The 21099-nt window shown below is 70.7% G+C and carries 19 protein-coding genes; 14 read left to right on the top strand and 5 right to left on the bottom strand.

Features of this window, described 5'->3' with window-relative positions:
- The first annotated feature begins 50 nt into the window (after window positions 1–50).
- Complete coding sequence (gene pgi / locus ABD204_RS06515) at window positions 51–1730, top strand: glucose-6-phosphate isomerase (protein ID WP_194423833.1); 1680 nt, start codon at window positions 51–53, stop codon at window positions 1728–1730.
- A 168-nt stretch (window positions 1731–1898) separates the two neighbouring features.
- Here pgi and ABD204_RS06510 read toward each other — a convergent pair whose 3' ends face one another.
- Window positions 1899–2390 (bottom strand): riboflavin kinase, encoded by a 492-nt coding sequence (locus ABD204_RS06510; RefSeq protein WP_194423832.1) that lies wholly within the window; start codon window positions 2388–2390, stop codon window positions 1899–1901.
- On the bottom strand, window positions 2387–2935 hold the full coding sequence (locus tag ABD204_RS06505; RefSeq protein WP_194423831.1) for a flavin reductase family protein: 549 nt from the start codon (window positions 2933–2935) through the stop codon (window positions 2387–2389). The genes ABD204_RS06510 and ABD204_RS06505 overlap by 4 nt, the downstream gene beginning before the upstream one ends.
- A 407-nt stretch (window positions 2936–3342) precedes the next feature.
- On the opposite strand from ABD204_RS06505, the gene ABD204_RS06500 reads away from it, so the two are divergent.
- From ABD204_RS06500 to ABD204_RS06470, 7 genes are all read left to right on the top strand, one after another.
- The gene (locus ABD204_RS06500; RefSeq protein ID WP_194423830.1) at window positions 3343–3882 is read left to right on the top strand and encodes an NADPH-dependent FMN reductase; all 540 of its coding nucleotides are present in this window, start codon (window positions 3343–3345) and stop codon (window positions 3880–3882) included.
- Window positions 3883–3912: 30 nt separating this feature from the next.
- Window positions 3913–4440 carry a flavin reductase family protein gene (locus tag ABD204_RS06495; protein WP_194423829.1) on the top strand — a complete coding sequence of 176 codons (528 nt, stop codon included), beginning with the start codon at window positions 3913–3915 and terminating at the stop codon, window positions 4438–4440.
- 126 nt (window positions 4441–4566) lie between these two features.
- Complete coding sequence (locus ABD204_RS06490; RefSeq protein WP_194423828.1) at window positions 4567–5538, top strand: alpha/beta hydrolase; 972 nt, start codon at window positions 4567–4569, stop codon at window positions 5536–5538.
- Between the two features lie 83 nt (window positions 5539–5621).
- Window positions 5622–6632, top strand: coding sequence for a helix-turn-helix domain-containing protein (locus tag ABD204_RS06485; RefSeq protein ID WP_194423827.1), 1011 nt, complete (start codon window positions 5622–5624; stop codon window positions 6630–6632).
- A gap of 128 nt (window positions 6633–6760) precedes the next feature.
- Window positions 6761–7327, top strand: a complete 567-nt coding sequence (locus tag ABD204_RS06480; RefSeq protein ID WP_194423826.1) for a TetR/AcrR family transcriptional regulator — start codon at window positions 6761–6763, stop codon at window positions 7325–7327.
- Between the two features lie 308 nt (window positions 7328–7635).
- Window positions 7636–9018 (top strand): NtaA/DmoA family FMN-dependent monooxygenase, encoded by a 1383-nt coding sequence (locus tag ABD204_RS06475; RefSeq protein ID WP_194423825.1) that lies wholly within the window; start codon window positions 7636–7638, stop codon window positions 9016–9018.
- Window positions 9019–9223: 205 nt separating this feature from the next.
- Window positions 9224–9901, top strand: coding sequence for a YoaK family protein (locus ABD204_RS06470; protein WP_194423824.1), 678 nt, complete (start codon window positions 9224–9226; stop codon window positions 9899–9901).
- A 103-nt stretch (window positions 9902–10004) separates the two neighbouring features.
- Here ABD204_RS06470 and ABD204_RS06465 read toward each other — a convergent pair whose 3' ends face one another.
- The 3 genes from ABD204_RS06465 to ABD204_RS06455 all read right to left on the bottom strand — a co-directional run bounded on the left by ABD204_RS06465 (window position 10005) and on the right by ABD204_RS06455 (window position 14714).
- The gene (locus ABD204_RS06465) at window positions 10005–12383 is read right to left on the bottom strand and encodes a metallophosphoesterase (protein ID WP_194423823.1); all 2379 of its coding nucleotides are present in this window, start codon (window positions 12381–12383) and stop codon (window positions 10005–10007) included.
- A 189-nt stretch (window positions 12384–12572) separates the two neighbouring features.
- Complete coding sequence (locus tag ABD204_RS06460; protein WP_194423822.1) at window positions 12573–13376, bottom strand: alpha/beta fold hydrolase; 804 nt, start codon at window positions 13374–13376, stop codon at window positions 12573–12575.
- A gap of 198 nt (window positions 13377–13574) precedes the next feature.
- On the bottom strand, window positions 13575–14714 hold the full coding sequence (locus ABD204_RS06455) for a TDT family transporter (RefSeq protein ID WP_322597530.1): 1140 nt from the start codon (window positions 14712–14714) through the stop codon (window positions 13575–13577).
- A gap of 70 nt (window positions 14715–14784) precedes the next feature.
- On the opposite strand from ABD204_RS06455, the gene ABD204_RS06450 reads away from it, so the two are divergent.
- The 6 genes from ABD204_RS06450 (at window position 14785) to ABD204_RS06425 (ending at window position 20981) form a co-directional block, all read left to right on the top strand.
- Window positions 14785–15702, top strand: a complete 918-nt coding sequence (locus ABD204_RS06450) for a LysR family transcriptional regulator (protein WP_194423820.1) — start codon at window positions 14785–14787, stop codon at window positions 15700–15702.
- An 85-nt stretch (window positions 15703–15787) separates the two neighbouring features.
- Entirely contained in the window at window positions 15788–16444 is a 657-nt protein-coding gene (locus tag ABD204_RS06445; protein ID WP_194423819.1) for a DUF4956 domain-containing protein, read from the top strand.
- Window positions 16441–17265 (top strand): polyphosphate polymerase domain-containing protein, encoded by an 825-nt coding sequence (locus ABD204_RS06440; protein ID WP_194423818.1) that lies wholly within the window; start codon window positions 16441–16443, stop codon window positions 17263–17265. The genes ABD204_RS06445 and ABD204_RS06440 overlap by 4 nt, the downstream gene beginning before the upstream one ends.
- 52 nt (window positions 17266–17317) lie before the next feature.
- Window positions 17318–19126 carry a carbohydrate-binding domain-containing protein gene (locus ABD204_RS06435; protein ID WP_194423817.1) on the top strand — a complete coding sequence of 603 codons (1809 nt, stop codon included), beginning with the start codon at window positions 17318–17320 and terminating at the stop codon, window positions 19124–19126.
- Window positions 19127–19212: 86 nt separating this feature from the next.
- Window positions 19213–20172: a nucleoside hydrolase gene (locus ABD204_RS06430; RefSeq protein ID WP_194423816.1), complete on the top strand. Its 960-nt coding sequence runs from the start codon at window positions 19213–19215 to the stop codon at window positions 20170–20172.
- Window positions 20169–20981, top strand: coding sequence for a PfkB family carbohydrate kinase (locus ABD204_RS06425; protein ID WP_194423815.1), 813 nt, complete (start codon window positions 20169–20171; stop codon window positions 20979–20981). The genes ABD204_RS06430 and ABD204_RS06425 overlap by 4 nt, the downstream gene beginning before the upstream one ends.
- The last annotated feature ends 118 nt before the right edge of the window (window positions 20982–21099 follow it).

Genomic DNA, 21099 nt, shown 5'->3' with positions numbered 1-21099 from the left:
GGGGCGCGCACCAGCCCCCGACGTCGCGGGCGCCGCGCTACGGTAGGGGCGTGACTGCTCCCATCGACCCGACCGGTACTCCCGCGTGGGCTGCGCTCGACGCCCACCGCGCTTCGTTCGACCCCGATCTGCGTGGCTGGTTCGCCGCGGACGGCGACCGCGTCGACAAACTCAGCTTCACCCTCGCCGACCTGCACGTCGACCTGTCGAAGAACCTCGTCACCGACGAGATCCTCGCCTCGCTCGTGGAGCTGGCCGAGCAGACCGGCGTCGCCGAACGCTACGCGGCCATGCGCGTCGGCGAGCACATCAACACCACCGAGGATCGCGCCGTGCTGCACACGGCGCTGCGTCGCCCGGCGGGCGCCGAGCCCGCCCTCGTCGTCGACGGCCAAGACATCGACGCGGACGTGCAGGAAGTGCTCTCGCGCATGTCGGCGTTCGCCGATCGGGTGCGCGGTGGTGAGTGGAAGGGCGTGACCGGCAAGAAGGTCACGCATGTCGTCAACATCGGTATCGGCGGCTCCGACCTCGGTCCGGTCATGATCTCCGCGGCCCTCGAGCCATATGCCGACGCCGGCATCCAGGCCCGGTTCGTGTCGAACATCGACCCGACCGACATCGCGCAGAAGACGAAGGACCTCGACCCCGAGACGACCCTGTTCATCGTCGCGTCGAAGACCTTCACGACACTCGAGACCCTTACCAACGCCCGCCTCGCCCGCGACTGGCTGTGGGCCGGGCTCGAGGCATCCGGCGCGATCGACGGATCGGATGCCGCGAAGACCGACGCGGTCGCCCACCACTTCGTCGCCGTCTCGACCGCTCTGGCCAAGGTCGCCGAGTTCGGCATCGACACCGACAACGCCTTCGGCTTCTGGGACTGGGTCGGCGGCCGGTACTCGGTCGACTCGGCCATCGGGCTGTCGCTGATGATCGAGTTCGGGCCGGAGGTCTTCCGCGAGCTCCTCGCCGGGTTCCACGCCGTCGATGAGCACGTCGGGTCGACACCGCTCGCCCAGAACGTGCCCGTGCTGATGGGCTTGTTGAACATCTGGTACGTCAATTTCCTCGGCGCCCAGTCACACGCCGTCCTCCCCTACGCCCAGCAGCTGAGCCGGTTCGCGGCGTACCTGCAACAGCTCACGATGGAATCCAACGGCAAATCGGTGCGCTGGGACGGCTCCCCCGTGACCACCGATACCGGTGAGGTGTTCTGGGGCGAGCCCGGCACGAACGGCCAGCACGCGTTCTACCAGCTCATCCATCAAGGCACCCGCCTCATCCCGGCGGATTTCATCGCGTTCGCGAACCCGGCCTACCCGCTCGAGGACGGCGGCCGCGACGTGCACGGCCTGTTCCTGTCGAACTTCCTCGCCCAGACCAAGGCTCTCGCATTCGGCAAGACGGCCGAGGAGGTCGAGGCCGAGGGCACCACGGGGCCGCTGGTGGCCGCCCGCACCTTCGCCGGCAACCGTCCGACCACCTCGATCTTCGCCCCCGCGCTGACGCCGCGGGTGCTGGGCGAGCTGGTGGCCCTCTACGAGCACATCACCTTCACGCAGGGGGTCATCTGGGGCATCAACTCGTTCGACCAGTGGGGTGTCGAACTCGGAAAGCAGCTCGCCCTGCAGATCGCCCCGGCCATCGAGGGCGACACCGGCGCGATCGCCGCGCAAGACGCCTCCACCCGCGCCCTGCTGGACTACTACCGCACCCACCGCGCCTAGCCTCCGCGCGCCACGCACCCCGCGCGCCGCGACGCCGAGACAGCCCTTTGCGCCGAGCCGCCCCTTCCCCGACGTGGGAAAAGGGGCGGCTCGGCGCAAAAGGGAGGGCTCGATCAAGCTCCCGGGCGCGAGGGGCGCGGGATCGGGGCGGGGATGCGCGGGGGCGGGTCAGCGGGTGCCGGCGGGTAGCGTCGCGCGCGAGCGCAGGGGCAACGAGCGGGCGGTCTGCGCCCAGCGGCGGACCTCCTCGACGTCCCGGCGCATCTGCTGGATGAGCGCGACCAGGCTCTCGAAACGGCGCTGGGGCCGGATGCGCTCGCGCAGGTGCACGACGATCGTCTTGCCGTACAGATCACCGTCGAAATCGAGCAGGAACGGCTCCAGCAGACGGACGCCGTCTGCGTCGTAGAACGTCGGACGGCGCCCGACGGAGGCGGCCGCGATGTGGCGGGTGTTGCCGACATACACGTCGGCGGCCCACACGCCGTCCTCGATGCGGTCGCCGTCGGCGAGCGCGAGGTTGGCCGTGGGGAAACCGAGTTCGCGTCCGCGTCGATCGCCGTGGATGACCGTGCCGATGACGGCCGGGGCACCTCCGACGGAGTGGACCATCGCGGTCTCGGCGGGATCGGACGCCAGACGCACCTCTTCGGGGGTCATGCTCGTCCCCCGTCGATCTCGCGGAGCCCGTGGAAGCGACGCTCGTGGTAGATCAGGGGGGCGACCTCGTCGTCGATGTTCATGCTGTGTACGCGCATCACGACCACCGAGTGGTCACCGGCCGGGACGCAGCTGTAGACGTCGCAGTCGAACCACATCGCGGCGCCGTCGACCAGCACCGCCCCCTCGGCGGTCACCGTCGTGGCGAGCCCCTCGAATCGGTCGCGGCTGCGTGAAGCGAGCTGCATGCACGCATCGGACTGATGCGAACCGAGCACGCTCACCCCGATCCGCTCGGCGCGATGCAACACCGGCCAGGTCGTCGAGGACTCCTGCACCGAGAACATGACCATGGGCGGGCTGTACGACGCACCGGCCGAGAACGACGAGGCGACCATTCCGACGCGGCGCCCGTCGACGATCGCGCACAGGGCGACGACACCGGTCGGGAAGCGTCCCATGGCACCGCGGACATGGTCAGGATCGTGCGTGGGCACATCCAGAACGCGGGTGCTCTCAGAGATGGCGGGGGACAACAAGGTCATGACGGACTCCCTTTCGACGACGTCGCTCGGATGGTGAGCACGGGTCGATGGGCGGCACGCAACGAGTGCGATCCGTCTCCAGACCCGATGCCTGCCCCCGGGGTCTTGTGTCCCGAGAGGGTCCACAGCGGCTTACGCTGCATGATCAGTGTGCGGGATCGGCGTTGCCCACCGGTCACGCGGATGTAAACGGCAGATTGCGCCGTGTCCCTCGCCCGGAGCGCGCCTTCGATACACGCACGAAACACGTCGGTGGCAGAATCGAAGATGCAGCGTAAGCCGTTGCGGGCGCTCCGGGCCAAAAGAACCTGGATGCGTGTGGAGGTCTCGTGCGCTCCGCAGCCCCGCGCTACGTGGAGTCACGACATCATCCTCTCCCAGTCAATCGGTACGGATGTGAGTCACAGATGTCGTTGAAAGTCATGGTGGTCGTCGGCAACCCGAAGCCGGCCTCCCGCACACGCAAGGTCGCGGAGCTTCTCGTCTCCCACCTGCTCAGCCCCGGTTCGTACGAGCTCGACGTGCTCGACCTCGCCGACCACGTCGATCAGATCTTCGCGTGGCCGTCCGAGACCATGTCGGCGCTGAACGCCCAGGTCGCCCAGAGCGACCTCGTCGTGTTCGCCTCCCCCACCTACAAGGCGACCTACACCGGTCTGCTGAAGGCGTTCCTCGATCGATACCCCGCCAACGGGCTCGCCGGAGTGACTGCCATCCCGGTGCACACCGGCGCCGATTCCACCCACGCCATGGGCCCGACCTTCACCCTCGCACCGCTCCTGGTCGAGCTGGGCGCGACGGTGCCCGGCCGAGGCTTCTACCTGCCGCTCAGCCAAATGGACAAGCTTGACGAGGTCGTCGCCGACGCGGCCGCGGAGTATCGCGCCAACCTCACCCGACTCGCCACCGTCGCCGCCGCGACATCCGACACCCAGGCCCCCGCCTGAACGATGGCCGCCGCACAAGGAGGAACCCCCATGCCCGACACCACTCCGCCCCCCGCCATCGACGCACGCCGCTTCCGCGACACCCTCGGCCACTACGCCTCCGGGATCACCATCGTCTCCGGCATCGAAGACGATGCCCCCGTCGGCTTCACCTGCCAGTCGTTCTATTCGGTCTCGGTCGACCCGCCACTGGTGTCCTTCAGCGTCATGAAGACCTCCACGACGTACCCGCGGATCGCGGCGGACGGCAAGTTCGCCGTCAACGTCCTCGCCCACGACCAGCCGGCCGTCTCGAACCAGTTCGCCCGCAAAGGCACCGACAAGTGGGCCGGGATCGATTGGAGTCCCGCCGCGTCAGGCAACCCGATCATCGCCGACACCCTCATGTGGGTGGACTGTGAGATCTGGGCCGAGCACGAAGCCGGCGACCACCTCATCGTGATCGGCAAGGTCGTCGAGATGAGCCCGGCCGAATGGCACGAGCGCGACACCGAACCACTCGTGTACTTCAAGGGCGCCTACCGTCACCTGCAGGCGGTGGAACAGCTCGCCGGCTGAACCCGCCATATGGCGGGTTCGCTACGTCGGATCCGCCTCGCCCGGCGGGTGACATCGTCGCGGCGGTGAGCGCACGATGGATCCAGGCCGCGTCGTCGTGGCCGTTGTCGGAACGAAGGAGTTCTCATGACCGTAGCCATCCCCCGCCCACCGTTCGACGCCGAGCTCGAACCGGCCCTCGACGCGGTTGCGCAGATGCTTCCGACCCTCACGCCGGAGGTGATCCCGGCAGTGCGGGCCAGTACGGCCCAGATGCTGTCCCAGGGCCTCGACGAACAGATCGCCGCCGCCGGCGCGACCGTTCGCGACGTCACCATTCCGGGCTACGAGGGCGGCGAGATCACCGCCACCGTCATCGCCCGCGCCGACCACGCCGGTCGCGGACCCGGCATCGTCCACCTCCACGGCGGCGGCATGGTCATGGGCGACCAGATGACCGGCGTCGATGCTCTGCTGTCCGCCGTCGTCCGCCACGACGCCGTCTTGGTCAGCGTCGACTACCGCCTCGCGCCCGAATTCCCCGACCCCTACCCGGTCGAAGACAGCTATGCAGGGCTGGTGTGGACCTCAGAGCACGCCGACGAGCTGGGAATCGACCCCGAGCGTCTGCTCATCGGCGGGACGAGTGCCGGCGGCGGCCTCGCCGCAGGCACCTCGCTCCTCGCTCGAGACCGGCAGGGCCCGCCCCTCGCCGGACAGCTCCTCATCTGCCCGATGCTCGACGACCGTGACGCGACCGTGTCGACGAAGCAGATCGACGGCGTCGGCGTGTGGAACCGGGAATCGAACGTCACCGGATGGAGCGCACTGCTCGGCGACCGAAGAGGCGGCGGCGACGTCTCGATCTACGCCGCGCCCGCCCGCGCGACCGACCTGTCGGGGCTTCCGACGACCTACATCGACTGCGGCTCCGCCGAAGTCTTCCGCGACGAGGACGTCGCCTACGCCACCGCCCTGTGGGCTGCGGGCGTCCAGGCCGAACTGCACGTGTGGGCCGGAGGTTTCCACGGCTTCGACACGATGGTCCCGCAGGCCGGCGTCTCGCAGGCCGCGATCGCCGCCCGCGAGAGCTGGATCGACCGCGTCCTCGGCGCGTGACCGCCCGACGCCGGGCCGTGCCCTCCCCGCGGCTCGGCGTCACCGGTCGATAGACTGTGCGCGCACCATGAGGGAGTGAGACCGTGCAGGAACTGGTGGGACGGCTGACCGCCCTCGACGCCGAGGCGAGCGAGTCGCTGAAGGTCATCTCCTACTTCGACGCCCTGGTCGCCCGCGGCGTCGGACCCGACGCGCTCCTGCGCGCGGCCGCCGCTCTCAGCGGCGCCGTGGTCGGAAGCTCCACCCCCGTCCGCACCCGCCGGGTGCAACCCACGGGCAGGCCCGCCGACGAGGAGCCCGACGCCCCACGGTTGACCCGACAGGTGCATCCCGATGGGCACGTGTGGATCGAGCGCCGCGACCCGCACGCGAACGACGCCATGATCCTCGAACGCCTCGCCCTGGCGCTCGAGATCACCGCCGCCCGCCGAGGCAACGACGCGCTCGACGCGGTCGAACAGTCGATCGACGAGCACACGGCGCCGGCCGAACGGCGGGCGGCGACCGCACGCCTGCGCCTCGCGCCCGGCGACGAGGTCTGCGTCGTCGCGACCCTCCCCGACGCCCCGCCGCCGGTCGTCGGCCCGTCCGCGCTGGTGGTCACCGAATGGGGTCCGGCCCGCGCCGTCATCACCCGCACGGCTCCATCGCCCCCGGCCGATGCCGACAGCGCCGCATCCACGCCCACCCGCATCGGCGTCGGCACCCGCGTCGCCCCGGAAGACCTCCCGGATTCGTGGCGGTCGGCCGTGCTCGCGCTGCGGATGACATCCCCCGAGCTCCCCTTCGTGGACGTCGACGAGGTGGGTGCCATCATGCTGCTGGCCGAAGCCGCCGACGAGCGTTCCGCGGACCACCCCGACGTGGTCGCCCTCGCAGGCCTCGACCCGCGCCACCGCGTCATCCTCGACGCGTACGGACGGATGGGAAGTGTCCGGCAGGCGGCCGCCCTGGCCGGGGTCCACCACTCGACCGCGCAGGATCGGCTGACGCAGCTGGTCGACCTGCTGGGATACGACGTCCGGCATCCCCTCGGTCTGGCCCGGTACACGGTCGCCCGGATCCTGCTGACCCTGTCGCACCCCGGGTTCTGACGGCCTGCCACGGGTTCACACAGCTCAGCGAAGCCGCTGCGGACCGGATCCGCCCTCGACGCCCTGGCTCGCCTGATGCACCGTCCACGCTGCGCGAGGCGGAACAGCACGCGCATACGATGGGCGAGATGACCGACAGCCCCGAGCGCGCCCGCCTGCTCGGGCTGACGACCGATCTGATCCTCCGCGAGGGTGTGGTCGACATGAGCCTCAGCGCGATCGCGCGAGGCATCGGATCGAACAACCGCATGGTGCTGTACTACTTCGGCTCGAAACAGGATCTCCTCGACGAAGCGTCGCGCGCGGCATTCGACCGCTTTCCGCGCCTGCGTGACATGTTCACCCGTCTCGCCGCGGACGGCCCGCTCGAAGATCGCCTCCTCGAGGTGTGGGAAGACCTCTCCGCACCGGAGAACCACGCATTCCTGCGCCTGTTCTTCCAGCAGTTCGGCACCGTGATGCGCGACCAGGACGGGTGGAGCGCCTTCACCGACCGCATTGCGCACGAGTGGATCGACGCCACCGCCGAGGTGCTGCGCCGCGAAGGGTTCGACGCGCTCGGTGCCCGCACCGCGGCGATGCAGCTGGTCGGACTGTGGCGGGGCCTGCAGTTCCTCACCTTGACCGGGGTCGACCCTGAAGAGTTGCGCGCAGCCAACCGTGCGACCGTGCAGGCGGTCCTGACCCGGCGGTGACATCGCTGAAACATTCCACCCCTACAGTGTGAACCGTTCAGTTCACTGGCCTGCGGGAGTCGTCGAATGCCTGGAAGCTCGGCATGTTCCAGAGCACGGGCCCGATGGGCATGTGGCCGTTCCCGAAGAACCGCTCGAGGGGACGACCTCGAGCGTGAGCATCGGGTGGCGATGGCTCGGCGCCGCGAACGCGCCGGCGTCGACTCCCTCAACCCGAAATCCCCGCTACGCGGGCGCCTGCTCGGAACCGGGCCGCGCCCTGCCGACACCCGCCCCGGTGCGGCGTGCCACAACGAAGGAGCACTCTCATGACCGATGCACCTACCCTCCACTTCGGCGTTTTCGAGGTGGCCGCTCCGCAGGTGGGAGGCACCTTCAGCTGGGCGCATCCGCGCAGCCGCAGCGCGGACTTCCTCGACCCGCAGCACTGGATCCACATCGCCCGTGTGCTCGAAGACTCCGGCTTCGACTTCCTGTTCTTCGCCGGCGGCTACGGCTACCCGCTCGTCGACGGTGATCTGCCCGAGATCGCCGCGACCAAGGGCATCAACTTCTCCGCGATCGACCCGGACTACCTGATCCCGGTGCTCGCCCAGCACACCGACACCCTCGGCTTCGTCGTCACCCTCTCCACCGGCCTCGAGCATCCCGCCCAACTCGCCCGCCGGCTGGCGTCCTTGGACCACCTCACCTCCGGCCGCGTGGGCTGGAACATCGTCACCGGCGCATCGCAGAACGCCGTCGCCGACGTGTTCGGACAGGACGCGATCGTCCCCCACGACACCCGCTACGCCATGGCCGCCGAGTATGTGGAGCTGGCCGCACGGCTGTGGGAACACGGATGGGACGACGACGCCCGGGTCGTCGACCGAGAGAGCGGGGTCTACGCCCGGCGGGACGGCGTGCGTCCGGTCGTCTTCGAGGGCGAGCATTACCGTTCCCGCGGCTATTTCGGGGCCCCGCCGTCGCCGCAGCGCACCCCCGTGCTGTTCCAGGCCGGCACCTCCCCCGCCGGACGCGCGTTCGCCGCCCGCAACTCCGAGTGCGTCTTCGTCCAGGCCACCACGCCCGCCCGCACCGCCGCCGCCGTCGCCGACATCCGGGCCCTGGCCGCCGAGCGGGGCCGTGATCCTCGGGGCATGAAGCTCATGGCCGGTCTGACCGTCTTCGTCGGCGAGACCGAGGAGGAGGCCCGGCGATACGAGGCAGAGTTCGACGCGATGCAGACCGACGAGATCGTCGCGTCCCTCTACGCGGGGAACACCGGCATCGACCTCCTCGCCCTCGATCCCGACAAGACGCTGCACCAGGTGCTCGGGCAGGGCTCGGTGGGCGAAATGGGCACGAGCAACATCGACCGGTTCCTCGGCGAGAACGCCCCCACGGTGCGCGAGATCCTCGACCAGCTGAAAGGCCGAGGCACCCGAGGGTTCCGTCTGGTGGGGGACGGTACGCAGGTCGCCGACGGCATCGAACGTCTCGCCGCCGAGACCGACCTCGACGGGTTCCTCATCGAGCCGGTCTTCGAACCCGCCGACCTGGAGGACTTCGGCCGACTCGTCATGCCGATCCTGCGCGAGCGCGGGCGCCTGCGCGAGGGCGCCCCGGGCAACACCCTCCGCGCGCGCCTGACCGAGCAGCCCGGCAACGACCGCCTCGGCGACGCGCATCCCGTCCTGGCCGCCGACTGACGCCCATCCCTGCGCCTTCCCGCTCCCGGCCGGGGGCTTCGTCCGACACCCCGGCGCATGCCGCCCGGTCTCGGACGCGCATCCGGGTCTGGGCGCGGGCTTCAGCCGGCGAAGACTCGGTCCAGGCGGTAGAGCGCCGGGTGGGCGGCGACCCGGTCGGGATGCGCGCCGTAAAGTGGGCCTGCGAACGCGAAGGAGGCGGCAAGTGGTGCGCACGTTGAGCAGGCGCGGGCTCGCCTCGGCAGCCGGGCTGGCCCTGTTCGCCGGCATCGTCGACGGATACGGGTTCACGGCACTCGGCGGCTTCTTCGTCTCCTTCATGACGGGCAACACCACGCGGGCCGGGGTCGAAGCCGTCCAAGGCCATCTGCCCGCCGCGCTGTTCGCCCTGGGACTGATCGTGTCCTTCGTCATCGGCGCCGCGATCGGTTCGGCGATATCGAGCGCGCGGGCGCATCCCGAAGCACGCGTACTGGGCCTCGTGCTGGCAGGTCTGGTCGTCGCGGCCGCCGCGTCGTCCTTCGGCGCCGCACACGTGATGGGTTGCGCCCTGGCCCTGTCCATGGGCGCGACCAACACCGTGTTCAGCCGCGGCGGCGACATCTCGTTCGGGGTGACCTACATGACCGGCGCGCTCGTCAAGCTCGCCCAGGCACTGGTCGCGGCGACCCGCGGAGGAAGTCGCACGGCCTGGGCTCGCCACGCCGTGCTGTGGTCCTCGATCGCCCTCGGCGCCGTGCTCGGCTCGATCGCCGCGACCACGCTGGGCTCACCCGCACTGTGGGGCTTGGCCCTCGTCATCACGACGGCCATCGTCGTCCTCTTCGTCCGGCGACGCCGCGACGGCCAGGAGCCGGTCGGACCGGCCGGTGCGTCCACCTGACGACGCGGAACGCGCCTTCCCCCGCGTGGGGACGGGGGCCGTGCCCGAGACGTACGTGCGCGCGGCACGGTCTCGGACACGACCCCCGGTCCGGATGGCGTGGTCAGCCTCGCAGGCTGCGGCGGCGCACGGCGACGAAGGTCGCCGCCGCACCCGCGGCGAGCAGGGCGACACCGGCGAGGATGAACCCGGCGGGCACGGTCGAACCGGTCGCGGCGAGGTCACCCGACTCTGCTGCCGGAGCACCGGCGACATCGTCGGCCGTCACGGTGAGGTCCGCCCGTGCCGTCGCTCCGGATTCGGCGACGATCACGATCTCGTGCGCACCGGGCTCCGTGCCCGCCGGGATCGTGACCGTCGCGGCCAGGTCACCGGCGGCGTCCGCAGAGACGGTGTCGAGGAGGACCGGGTCGGAGTGCAGCTCGATCCGCACCTGCTCACCCGCCTCGAGACCGGACGCCGTCAGCGCGAGCTCGCCCCCCGCGACCACCGTCGAGGCGGACAACATCAGCGACGGCGCGGCCGGCTCACTAGGGTCCGTGGTCTCCGTCGGCTCCGGCGTGGGGGTCGGCGTCGGCTCGGGATCGACCGGCACCTCGACTTCCCGGCCGAGGGAGAACCGGTCGATCACCCACGGCTCGACCTCGGGGGTGCGCACGTCGTACGCGTACGAGACGAGCTCGTTCGCGCCGGTGTCGAGCATGGCGAAGACCGCGAGGTCGTTCGACTGGACGAACGGCTGGGGCTCACCACCCTCGGTGAAGAACGGCGCCACGTTCGGCACCACCGGCTCGAGACCGCCGGGATTGCCCACCGACAGGTAGTTCGAGGCGTCCCAGGGCTCCGGCGGCAGCGGGCGGGTGCGTCCGCTCAGCTCGTGGTACGCACCGTACGTGTTGCCCGTGTTGCTGGTCTCGATGTAGTTGACGCCGTTCTCCGACGCGAACCGGTTCCACAGGTGCGAGTGGCCGTTGTGGACGAGGTCGACGCCGGCCTCTTCGAGAAGCGGGGTGAGATCGTTCAGCAGCATGTTGTTCTCCGGCTCGTACTCGTACCGGATGCCGACGACCTCCCCTTCGTCGTTCGTCTCCTCGATGCGGGTCGGCTGCGCGAAGTGCGGCATGACGTTGTCGCCGAGGCCCTGAGGGCCCTCGTGGAGCATCACCACCCGGAACCGTGCATCTTGGAACTCGTCCGAGGCGAGCTCCGCCTCGAGCCACTCGTACTGCTCGCTGCCCTGCTCGAGCGATTCGAAGACGAACTCGCCGTATCCCTGGTCCAGGGGCGAATCGAGGTTCGCCGCGGCTTCCTGGTAGCGGGTGTTCGAGGTGCGCGCGGCAGGATCGGCCTGTGCTCCGGTGCCTCGCCAGATGCGCGTGGAGTAGAGCGAGACCAGGCGGATGTCACCGAAGGTGACCGCATAGTAGGTCTCCCCTCCGGGCGAGTCCTCAGGCAGGGTGAACATCTCCTCGTAGGTGGTGGTGCTGAAGGAGTTGTCCTCGATCCACTGGGCCTCGATGTCGGCGTCCCCGGTCGGATTGACCTCCGCCGCCACGAGCTCGTATTCGGCCTGCGCGACCTCGACCGGCACGGGCGCACCGAACGACGACCCGATCGTGGTCTTGCCGTCGATGCGTCCCTGGACCTCGTGGTTTCCGACGGCCGGGAACAGCACGGCGTTCTGCACGATCTCCCCACCGACGTACTCCTGCACGCCGTTGTTGTCGACCCGGCCGCCGTTGCCCTGCAGCGCCGCGAAGAAGGCACTGCCGCGTGTGTCGTCGAACCATTCCGATGCACGATCGGGGTGGTTCACCAGATCGCCGGCGAGGAAGACGGCGTCGATGTCGCCGATCGTCTCGGCCGCCATCTGAAGGTTCGCCGGGGTGTTGGCCATCGCCTGGTGGTCGCTGGTGATGAGGACCCGGAGGTCGTCGCCGGCCTGCGGGGACGGTGCGAGGGAGAAGGTGCCGGATACGACGGTACCGTCGCCGTCGGTGGACACGACGCGGTAGTCGACCCGCTCACCCGCGGAGAGTCCGTCGACCATCGCCTCGTGACGCCAGACCTCGCGGGCCGAGATGCCGTCTTCGGCCGCGGGGAGGATCTCTTCGGGTAGACGTGAGCCGGAGTCCTCCGCGAGTCGGGAGAACATGGCGGACGAGGCGGGGAAGACCGCCACATCGGGGAAGGCGGTGCCGTTCGCCGCGGCTCGCGCCTCCTCCGTCGTCAGCGCCGCGACACCCTGGCCGACGAGTGCCACGTTCATGTCGCCCTCGTACTCGGTCGTCCATACGACATGCACACCGTCGACGGTGGGCAGTTGCAGGAAGGGATCGCTCAGCAGAGCGAGGTCGCCCGACGGGTCGGTCGCGGGCACCGCGACGTCGGCGTAGGCCGCGGGGGCCAACGGGAGGGCGAGCGAGGTGCAGAGCAGGGCGCCCAGGGCGGCCGTTGCGGCGCGCGAGCGGCGTCTGTTCATGGGGAGGGAATCCTTCCGATCGGGCGCGCGCGATCGAGGCGCTCATCGCGCGACGCAGGTGGGGGATTCCGACGCTATTGAGGCCGGGACGCCACGCCGCGAACCGCCTGGGACAGGCCGGTGAACGACAGGTGTCCTACCCGTTTCGCGCGGAGCGCCGAGGTTCTGACACAGCCGGGTCGGCGGGGATCAGCCGGCGAGGAAGGCCCGCGCGGCGGCGCGGAACTCGCGCGAACCGGGCGCGTTGAAGTGGTGGCGGTCGGGGATCTCGACGAATCGTCCGTCGGGGCACGCTTCGGCGAGCGCCTTCGACCCCTCGAGGATCGCATCGCGCGATCCGGTCGCGATCAGGACCGGTTGGGTGGGGGCGGTCGCCGGGTCGGGGTCTGCGGCACCGGAGGCCCGCAACCCCTCGGCGATCGCCAGAAGCGCTTCGAGGTCGTTTCCCCCGACCCGCTCGATGAGGCGGATGTACTGCTGGGTCTGCCCATCGGTCACCTCCGTCCCATCCCGCACGTACGCCCGCGCCTGATCGAGATCGAGTCGACGGAGCGGGACACCGTCGGGGACACCGCCGAGGACGACCCGATCGATGCGGTCCTGAAGGCGCCGTGCGACCTCCCACCCGACGCGCGCGCCGAGGGAATACCCGACGTAGGCGACGGTGTCGACGAGGTAGGTCTCGAGCACCGTCTCGACATCGCGCGCGAGGGCGGTCATCTCGTACTCGCGGGCGTCGTGGGGCTTGTCGCTGGCCCCATGGCCGCGCTGGTCCAGCGCGAGGACGCGGAAGCCGTCCCGGGTGAGGTCGCGCACCCACCCCGTGTTGACCCAGTTGTCGCGCGTGTTCGACGCGAACCCGTGCACGAGCACGACCGTCGGCCGCGCGGGGTCACCCCACGAGTACGTCGCCAGGCGGAAGCCGTCCTCCGACATCACGAACGTCGGATCGGGCACATCGGTCAGAGCAGTCGGTGCGGACACGCCATCCATTCTCGCCCGCTCCGACGCCGGGGGCCCCAGACGCCGGCGGGACAAGCGACAGATCCCGCCGGCTACACCCGGACTCCCCCCAGCGAGGCCCGGTGCGTGGTCTGGTGAGACGAGTGTCGCACCCGAACCGGATGCGCGCCTCCGGGGGAACCCCTAAGCCTCGTCGCGGCGGTTCCGGGGTCGGGGCGCACCACCGGCTCACGCCGGGGGGAGGAAGAGGGTGCCGTGCACGACGCTGCCACGGAAGGTCCGGAAGGCGACGATCCCCCAGGCCGCGACGAGGACGGCGAAGCCGACCACGGCCGTCATCCCCACGGCCGTGAGCCCCGTGGCCACGGCGAGCGCGCTCAGCCCGGTCACACACGTGCCGACCGGGAAGGTGAAGGACCACCACGTGAGGCTGAAGGGCAGGCCGTCCCGCGCGGTGCGGAGGGTGATCGCGAGCGCGACCGCGGCCCACAGGCCCGCGAATCCGATCACCGGGATCCCGTAGATCAGCCCGGCCGCGTGGAGGGCGGCGGCGGTGGGCTCGTCGACGGCTGTCGGCGCGACGCGGGCGAGGAGGTTCGCGGCGGTCACGGACTGCCCGAGCGGACCGAGCACGATCCACAGCGTCGGGACCATGCCCGGTGCGCCGACCTTCTGCTGCGCCAAGCGGGACCACAGCAGGGTGATGATGACCAGTGACGGCATCAGCGCGACCCCGAACAGCGCGTAGCACAGCCACAGCATCGTTTCGCGGGGCTGCCCGGCGGGCAGGAACGGGACCAATGCCGCTCCGGTCGCCGCCGAGACCATCGGCGGGACGATCGGCATGAGCCAGCCGCCGAAGACACTGTCGGGCTGGATCTGGTGCCGAAGAAATGTGAGGTAAGGCACGACGACGGCGCTGACGAGCCCGAGCACCGTGCCGACGACCCACAACGCGCCGCCGATCACCACGGCGGTCCGCTCCCCGAGCAACGGGGCGCCGAGCAACACGGTGCCCGCACCGACGGTGAGCACGGCCATCGGAGGTGCCCCGTAGAAGTGCGCCATCACCGGGTGGCGCACGTGGCCGCGCGCGGTCTCCGGATGAAGGGCCGCGTGTGCGACGGTGGCGACGGTCAGCGCCACGAGTAGCCCGGCGGCGATCAGCCAGACCGCCGTCGCCGGGACACGGAGCCAGGACACCTCGACGGGGAGGGTGACCGCGGCGTTCGCGACGATACCGGTGCCCATGATCGATGCGTACCAGTTCGGCGTGAGGTGGGCGAGGGCGTCACGTCGTCTGGGGAGGGCGCGCAGCAGGCGGCGAGGGGCGGGCACGGTCGTGGGGGTGGTGTGGAGGACTGTCACCTCGTCATCGTCACGCCGGGCGGGCACCCTTCGGTAGACGCGGATACCTGTGGGGGCACAATGGGATGTTGTGACCCCCGCCTCGCTCGACACCGACACCCTCCGCCTCCTGGCCGCCATCGACGAACACGGGAGTGTGGGTGCGGGCGCGCTCGCGTGCGGCTGGTCGCAGCAGGCGGCATCCGCACGCATCCGTCGAGCAGAGCGCACCGTGGAACGCGATCTGCTCGTCCGCCGCGCGTCCGGATCGATCCTCACCGCGGACGCCGTCCTCATCGTCGAATGGGCACGGCCGCTCTTGGACGCCGAGGCGGTGTTCCGGGTGTCTCTGGATGCGCTCACCCGCACCGACGCGGCCGTCGCGACGATCGCCGCCAGCCAGACCGTCTCAGAGGCGTATCTCCCGGCGTGGTTGACCGCCGCGCGCGCGACACTGCCGGCCACGCACTGGCGTCTCGTCTCGGACAACAGCGAAGGGGTCCTCGACCGGGTGCGCAGCGGAGAAGCCGAGGTCGGCGTGATCGAGTCCCCGCACCCACCCGGCGGGGTGAACGCGTCTGCGATCGGCACCGACCGTCTGGCAATGGTGTGCAACCCCGACCATCCTTGGGCGACCTCGGGCCGCACCGTGTCGGTCGAGGAAGTGGCCACCGAGCCGCTCGCCGTGCGCGAGCCCGGTTCCGGCACCCGCGCCACGCTCGAACACGCCCTCGCGCGCCACGGGCACGAAGCGACCCGCCCCGCCGCCGAACTGTCTTCGACCGGCGCCCTGCGCGCCGCACTCCGCGCGGGCATCGCTCCGGGAGTGGTGAGCCCGACCCTCATCGCCGACGATCTCGCCGGGGGTCTGCTCCGAGAGGTGGCGACCACCCTCGAGCTCACCCGCCCCCTGACGGCGGTATGGCGCGGCCTCCTCTCCCCGCACGCCCGACGATTCCTCACTCTCGCCGCGTCAGACGCGCACAACCGGCCCGTTACCGATTCGTAACCTGGCCTGAGGCCTGTCATAGCAACCACATAGCGGTGGGCCGTTGTCTTGGTACTCCCGACACCATCCGTCAGGAGAGAAGACCATGGACCTGCTCAGCATCATCGCCCTCGACCTCGTCGCGATCGCCGTTTTGGCGTTCGCCGTCTACTACCCCCGACACCGTCGCCGCGACCTCGCCATCGCGTTCGTCGGCGTCAACGTCGGCGTCCTGGCCGTGTCGATGGTCCTCGCCGACACCACCGTCAGCGCCGGGTTGGGCCTGGGCCTGTTCGGCGTACTCTCGATCATCCGGCTGCGTTCGAGGGAGATCGAACAGAGCGAAATCGCCTACTACCTCGCGGCCCTCGCGCTCGGATTGATTTCGGGGCTGTCCGGATCGGCGACGTCGACCGCCATCGGCTTGTCGATGCTCATCGTCGGCGCGATCGCCGTCGTCGACAGCCCCGCCGTGCTGCGTCGGTCGCGCGAGCAGACCCTCGTCCTCGACCGGGCCTACCCCGATGAGGACGATGCCCGCGACGCGGTCGAGGAGACCCTCGGCACGCCGGTACAGCGCGTGACCGTGCGCAATCTCGACCTCGTCTCGGACACCACGACCGTGAACGTGCGATACACCCTCCCCCGCCGCGGCGCGTCGTCCAGACGCCGCACCACTCGCGGCACGGCGGCGCCAGCCGGCGACGCAGACCGCGACAGCGCCCCCGACACCGTCTCCCACACCTGGCAGGTGACCCGATGAACACCCTGGCCCCCCTCGACCGGCTCCCCGCCATCGGCCTCGACGAGCTCAACGCACAGGCCGAACTGCAGACCCGGGTCGACCGCAAGTACATCCTCCCCACCCGCGAACTGCCGGCCGTGTTGCAGGCACTCCCCCGGGGCAGCGAGGTTCTGGCGATCGACGGCGAGAGTTCCCTCCGGTACGCATCGCAATATTTCGACACCCCCGGACTGGACAGCTACTTCGGCGCCGTACGCAAGCGTCGCCGCCGGTTCAAGGTGCGAGCGCGCACCTACGTCGACTCGGGCGGATCGTTCCTCGAGGTCAAGACGCGGGGCGCCCGGTCGGCCACCGTCAAGGAGCGGGTGCCGGTCACCGGCGACGAACTCGACGGCGACGCCGTGGCCTACGCCACCGACCTGCTCGTCGACGCCGGCATCCCGGACGCCGCACACCTGGCCGAAACGCTGCAGCCGACACTGGTCACCCGGTACCGTCGCGCCACTGTGCTGATGCCGGCCGCCGCCGGGGGCGACGCCTCCCGCGCGACCATCGACACCGAGCTGACGTGGATCGCCGCGGAGGGCACCGTCCTCCAGCTGCCGACCTCGGTGATCGTGGAGACGAAGTCCGGCCAACGAGCCGGAGCACTCGACCGGGCACTTTGGCGCCAGGGCCACCGCCCCGCCCGGATCTCGAAGTACGGCACGGGGATGGCCGCCCTCCATCCCGCACTCCCGTCGAACCCGTGGCACCGCGTGCTCACCAGACACTTCGTGCACGCGACCGTCAGCGACGGCCACCACCCCACCCCCGACACCCGACCCCTGGCCGCCTGACCTTCGCGGCCGACCGCCCACCCACGAAGTGGCACCCCGAAAGGACACTGACATGACCATCCGCACCCGCCGCCCCCGCCGTCTCTGGCTGGCCGCCGCCCCCGCCCTCGCGCTGACCCTCGTCGTCGCCGGCTGCACCGCGACCGAGGTCGCCTCCTCCTCCGCATCCGACGACACCGTTTCGGCCGTCACCGAGGAGTCGGACGACACCGTCGTGACCGTCGCGAACATCGACACCGCCGACGTGACCGCCGCCGACGTGCTCGCGGGCAACCAGGACACCCACGACAAAGACGACGACGACGAGTACGACCTCGACGAGGCGACCACCGTCACGTTCTCCGGCTCCGCTGCCACCATCAGCGGCGAAGGCGCGGTCGACGAAGGCGACACCGTCCTCGTCTCCGAACCCGGCACGTACGTGCTCTCCGGTGAGTACACCGGACAGGTGGTCGTCTCCTCCGACGCGGACGGGCAGGTCCGGCTCGTGCTCGACGGCGTCGACATCGCCACCGACGCGGGCGCCGCCATCGACGTCCAGGCCGCCGACGAGGCGCTCATCATCCTCGCCGAGGGCTCGGACAACTCGCTCAGCGACGCCTCGTCCTACGCGGACGACGCCGACGCCAATGCGGCGCTCTACAGTTCCGCCGACCTCACCGTCACCGGAACCGGGTCGCTGACCGTGACGGGCAACGGAAACGACGGCATCGCCTCCAGCGACGGATTGGTGATCCAGTCCGGCACCATCACCGTCGACGCCGTCGACGACGGCATCCGCGGCAAGGACTACCTCGTCATCCGCGACGGCGATATCTCCGTCACCGCAGGCGGCGACGGCCTGAAGGCCGACAACGAGGAGGAGGCCGAGCGCGGCTACGTCCTCATCGAGGGCGGCTCGACCACCGTCGACGCCGGCGACGACGGCATCGACGCGTTCACCGACGTGGTCACGACCGGCGGCACGGTCTCGATCGTCTCCGGCGGCGGCTCGACCGGCGCGGTCGCCGACAGCGGAGCAAAGGGCATCGTCGCGGGCGTCGTCGCCGTCCTCGAAGGCGGCACGATCGACATCGACGCCTCCGACGACGGGGTGCACGCCGACGCATACCTCCACCTGGCGGGTGCCGACCTCACGGTCGCCTCGGGCGATGACGGGGTCCACGCCGAGCAGGAGCTCCAGGTCTCGGACGGCACCGTGACGGTCACGACCTCTTACGAGGGGCTCGAGGCCGAGATCATCACGATCAGCGGCGGCACGAGCGACATCGTGGCCAGCGAAGACGGCGTCAACGCCGCCGTCCCCGGCGGCGGCGCATCCGAACCCGAGTCCGGCGACCTCAGCGCCCAGTTCATCGTCACCGGCGGCACTCTCGTGGTCGACGGCGGCGGTGCGGGCACCGCGAACGACGGCGCCGGGGACGGCATCGACATCAACGGCGACTGGACCCAGACCGGCGGTACCGTGATCACCTCCGGCCCGTACGGCGGCGGTGACGGCGCGGTGGACGCCGACGGGACGGTCTCGATCGACGGTGGCGTGCTCATCGCGCTCGGCGGCCTCACCACCGACCTGGACATGTCGGCGCAGTCGGCCGTGCAGTTCTCCACCACCGGCATCGCCGACGGCACCGCCCTCACCGTCGTCGACGCCTCCGGAAGCGAGGTCGGCACCTTCACGGCGGACGGCTCGACCAGCATCACCGTCTCCACGCCGAGCGTGACCTCGGGATCGCAGTACTCGCTCATCGCCGACGGCTCCACCGTCGCGACGGCGAGCGCCGGCGAACTCACCGTCACGCAGGGTGCCGGCGGCGGGGGCGGCACCGGTGGTCCCGGCGGAGGCGCCCCGCGCCCCTGACCGTCACCTCCCGCGGGGCCCGCTGCACTCCGGTGCATGCGGGCCCCGCGACATGTCCGGCTGCGCGGACACGGCATGCTGGAAGGGTGAACGCCTCCCCCGCCTCCCCGCTCCCGGTGATCCTCGACGTCGACACCGGCATCGACGACGCACTGGCCCTCCTGCTCGCCGCCACGCACCCCTCACTCGCGGTGAAGGCGGTGACATGCGCCGCAGGGAATGTCTCGCTCGCGCAGGTCGTCGAGAACACCCTCGGGGTGCTCGATGTCGCAGGACGCGACGACATCCCCGTCGCCGCCGGTGCGGAAGGCCCGCTCGTCGGACGCCCCCGCGACGCCAGTCACGTCCACGGCGCGAACGGACTCGCCGACATCACCCTCCCCGCCCACGGCGGCACCCCCGTCGACGAACACGCGGTCGAGCTGTTGCGGCGCACCCTCGACGAGGCCGTCGAGCCCGTGACGATCATCGCGCTGGCGCCGCTGACGAACATCGCCCTCCTGCTGCGCATGTACCCGGCGGTGCGCCCGAAGATCGCCCGCATCGTCTTCATGGGCGGCGCGATCGGCACCGGCAACGTCACGGCGGTCGCGGAATTCAACGTGTGGCATGACCCGGAGGCTGCTGCGGTCGTGCTCGACAGCGGCGTGCCCACGCTCATGTACGGGCTGGAACCGTTCTACGCCGCCACGTGCGACGACACCGCGATCCGCGCGCTCACCTCGTCCGCACAGCCCGCGGCCCGCCTCGCCGGCCGGCTGCTGGCGTACCTGACCGCCGGCCGCGGCGAGGAGGGTCGCGTGCGCGCCGGCGACGCGCCACTCGGCGACGCGGGCACGGTGTGCGCGGTGATCGACCCGGGGGCGCTGACCGTCGTGGCCGCGAACGTCGGCGTGGCGCTCGCCCCGGGGAACACCCGAGGGCAGACGATCGTGGACATGCGCCACACTTCTCCCGGAGCACCCGGAACCCCCGTGTCGACCGGCGTCGTCACCGCCGTCGACACCGCCCGCTACCGCGACCTGTTCGTCGGGGCATTGTCGTGAGCGGCACCGTCGTCGTCGTCGGCTCCCTCAACCTCGACACGGTGCTCGAGGTCGAACGCATACCCTCCCCGGGCGAGACGGTGCACAGCCGCTCCGGCACGTTCATGCCCGGCGGCAAGGGCGGCAATCAGGCGGCCGCGGCCGCGGCCGCCGGCGCCCCGACCCGGATGGTCGCCGCGGTCGGCGCGGACGGCGATCGGTACCTGCGCCACCTCTCGGCCGCCGGTGTCGACACCTCCGCGGTGGCGCGACTCGCCGATGTTCCCACGGGCGCCGCGACCGTCATCGTGGATGACACCGGCGAGAACGTGATCGTCGTCACCGAGGGCGCCAACGGCCGGGTGCGGGCGGAACAGGTCGAGACGGAGGCGTGGGGTCCCGACGACGTCGTGCTGGTGCAGTTCGAAACCCCCGCCGCCGTCGTCCGCGCCGCAGCCGCCCGCGCCGCGGCCACCGGGGCGACCCTTGTGGTCAATCCCTCGCCCTGGCACGACGACCTCGGCGATGTGCTCGAGCAGGCCGACGTCGTGATCGTCAACGAGCACGAGCGGCGCCAGCTCGGAGGACGGGTCGCGCAGGACCGCATCTGCACCACCCGCGGCGGCGACGGGGCCCGATGGGCCGGTGAATCGGCGACGCCCGAACCGATCACGCCGTTGGACACCGCCGGCGCCGGAGACGCGTTCGCCGGCACCCTCGCCGCCGCGCTCGTGGCCGGGGCGGGCCGCGGGGACGCGTTGCAACGCGCGGTCGACGCGGCCACGGCCGTGTGTCTACGTCGCGGCGCCCAGCAGTGGCTCACCTCCTGACAGGCGAAAGAGAGCGTCACACAACGAGCGCATAAGAAAGACACAACCTTGTCATAGGCGTGAAACGTCCCACCCCTAGCGTGAGATCCACCGGGCCGGAGCGCTCCTCGAGCCGGAC

The sequence above is a fragment of the Microbacterium aquimaris genome (assembly GCF_039531285.1).
GTDB classification, from domain to species: Bacteria; Actinomycetota; Actinomycetes; order Actinomycetales; family Microbacteriaceae; genus Microbacterium; species Microbacterium aquimaris.
Note: the sequence above shows the minus strand (reverse complement) of the source record. Positions and strands in the feature narration are given on the sequence as shown.